This window comes from Rhodocytophaga aerolata, assembly GCF_030503435.1.
In the GTDB taxonomy this organism is placed as follows: Bacteria; Bacteroidota; Bacteroidia; order Cytophagales; family 172606-1; genus Rhodocytophaga; species Rhodocytophaga aerolata.
Genome location: NZ_JAUKPO010000132.1, coordinates 1 through 2,137, shown reverse-complemented (window position 1 = coordinate 2,137; position 2,137 = coordinate 1). Strand labels below are relative to the sequence as shown.

The 2,137-nt window shown below is 46.3% G+C and carries 4 protein-coding genes; all 4 read right to left on the bottom strand.

The window, feature by feature from the left end:
* On the bottom strand, positions 1 to 322 hold a 322-nt coding region (locus tag Q0590_RS37115; RefSeq protein WP_302042744.1), incomplete at its 3' end, for a group I truncated hemoglobin.
* Positions 323 to 437: 115 nt separating this feature from the next.
* Entirely contained in the window at positions 438 to 1,175 is a 738-nt protein-coding gene (locus Q0590_RS37110) for a hypothetical protein (protein WP_302042743.1), read from the bottom strand.
* A 51-nt stretch (positions 1,176 to 1,226) separates the two neighbouring features.
* Positions 1,227 to 1,733 (bottom strand): nuclear transport factor 2 family protein, encoded by a 507-nt coding sequence (locus tag Q0590_RS37105; RefSeq protein ID WP_302042742.1) that lies wholly within the window; start codon positions 1,731 to 1,733, stop codon positions 1,227 to 1,229.
* Positions 1,734 to 1,761: 28 nt separating this feature from the next.
* On the bottom strand, positions 1,762 to 2,137 hold a 376-nt coding region (locus tag Q0590_RS37100; RefSeq protein WP_302042741.1), incomplete at its 5' end, for a T9SS type A sorting domain-containing protein.

Below are 2,137 nucleotides of genomic sequence, written 5' to 3'. Positions count from 1 at the left end.
CAATCAGGGCTTCTGCCACTTCCAGATCTCTGAGGGTAGAAAGCAGGTGGTGCATCACTGCATCAAAATGCACTTCACTTAAGCCAATAGCCAGCAAATGTTTATGGGCATCACTCATACTTTTTCCACTGTATTTGAGTGGTGCACCAAACGCATAGGCCAGAAAAGCTTTTTGTTTACCATGCTGGGATTTCATGTGTGTCCACCGGAAAAAATGGCTGATACGGTCGTCGGCCAGGACTTTGGTGTAAAAAATTTCAACAGCCGCATCTACGGCCGGCATCCCTCCGATTTTTTCGAAGAGGGTACTTTCATTTTGCATATACATAGGTAGGATGGAGTTAATGTAAGAACTCAACAGGCCGGCATAGCTACAGGGCATGCACCTGCCGGAATAGGATACTTAGAAATACGATAAATAGAAATTAGCTAAGGGATCAGATGGCATTACTTTTTTGCACGACTATCTGTATCGTTCTGGGCACTGTACCAGTCCAGACATTTGTGGCATCCACAATCCGGATCGCGCCATATACAGCAGGGGTACGGCCTGTTTTGAACAGATATATATCCCCCGAATCGTAATAATCCGCCTCCCCGTCGTAATTGTATGGTTGAATGGGAGTAGCCTCATCAGGACTGTTTTCAAACTGCTGCTGGAAAAATCCCTGCTTACTTTGAAGGGCATTTATAAACTCTACCAAAGTAAGGCTCGACGGTTTAAACTGTGTTGCTGGTGCAGACGCGCCATGTAGCAGGTAGGAAGCGTTTTTCAGCGCCTCTACATTGCCAGGAAACAAGTACATATCTGCTTTAGCCGTATTCGCCCAGGAGGATTTATTAGACTGGTTCAGTGAATGAACACTATGAAAAGAACCATCTACGGTACTAAAAATACCTGCCAGGGAATACCGGTAATCAGGCAAAGGATTATTCCAGGTAACAAGCCAGCTGGTAACCTGCGGATATTCATGCTTAATGACGCTGGAAGGAGGAATAATAACCCCTCCATTGGGTATTAAATCATCTGGCGGTGGCGGGTTAAGAACAGCTGTGTTATTTGAATTACGGCTGGCAGCCGGCGATAATGAACCCAGTTCGTCATTCTGGCAAGCCGGTAAGGCGCAAAGGCTTACCATGGCAGCCTGTAAAAAATAAATTTTGATTGATTTCATTGTTATCTTTGAGTGAATAATTAACTGATTTATACTTACTTATAAATAATTTTAGTTACCTTCCCCTTCCAGTAGCCAGCCGACATAGACAATCTTCCATTTCCCCTTGTGTTTTTCCAGAAAACGGGTCTCCCGGCTTAGCCCAGGCATGTCCATCACCGGCTCTCCGTTATCTTTGCCATACTGGTCGAAGGTGACCCAGGCCGCATCCTGCAAGATTCGGATATTGATGTTTTCCCGCCGTACGTTCTGCGGATTTGGTTTAGGATGCTGCTCCATGTGCTGCTTGGTTCTGGGGCCTCTTTCTTCCCATCCTTTCACGACCGTAACACCTCCGGCTTTCCACCAGCCCATCGTGCGGATGTAAGGCTCCTGTGCCCAGCAGGATGCCCATTTTTCATAGTCCTTATCCCAGAAAGCCTTGGATTCGGTGTCAATGAGCTGTAAGATCTGAACCCGTTCTTTGGCGTAGTCTATCGCAGCAGGCTGCGCTTGTTTGCTTTGATAGGCGGTTAATATTCCTAACACGATAAATAAAATACCTGCAATTGTTTTCATAAAATTGGATTGAGTTGAATGGAGTTGATTATTTTTTGATTACCCGGATGGATCGGATTTGCGTACCAGCCTGCAGTTTGATAATATACATGCCAGTAGAGGCCGGATTGCCCCAACTATCCTGGCCATCCCATACGGCAGCATGGTTTCCTTTCAATTGAGAAGCTTGCAGCAGGGTACGGATTTGGTTGCCGATACTATCATAAATCTTTACGGTAACCAGGGTTTCTTCCGGCAGCGAGTAGTTTACCTCAGTACGGTCGGTGAAGGGGTTGGGGTAGCTTACCAGAGTAGCAGGTATTTCCAGGTCTTCTTCTTCGGCTAAGTCATTAAAGCTTACAGGTGCATCATCCATATACAATTCCCTGGGAATGGAAGGAAGGGCGGCTGTGCGGGCAGTGGCA

What these genes read in the sequence shown, in the direction of transcription:
- Q0590_RS37110 (WP_302042743.1), bottom strand. Translation starts at nt 1,175, where the DNA reads ATGAAATCAATCAAAATTTATTTTTTACAGGCTGCCATGGTAAGCCTT.
- Q0590_RS37105 (WP_302042742.1), bottom strand. Translation starts at nt 1,733, where the DNA reads ATGAAAACAATTGCAGGTATTTTATTTATCGTGTTAGGAATATTAACC.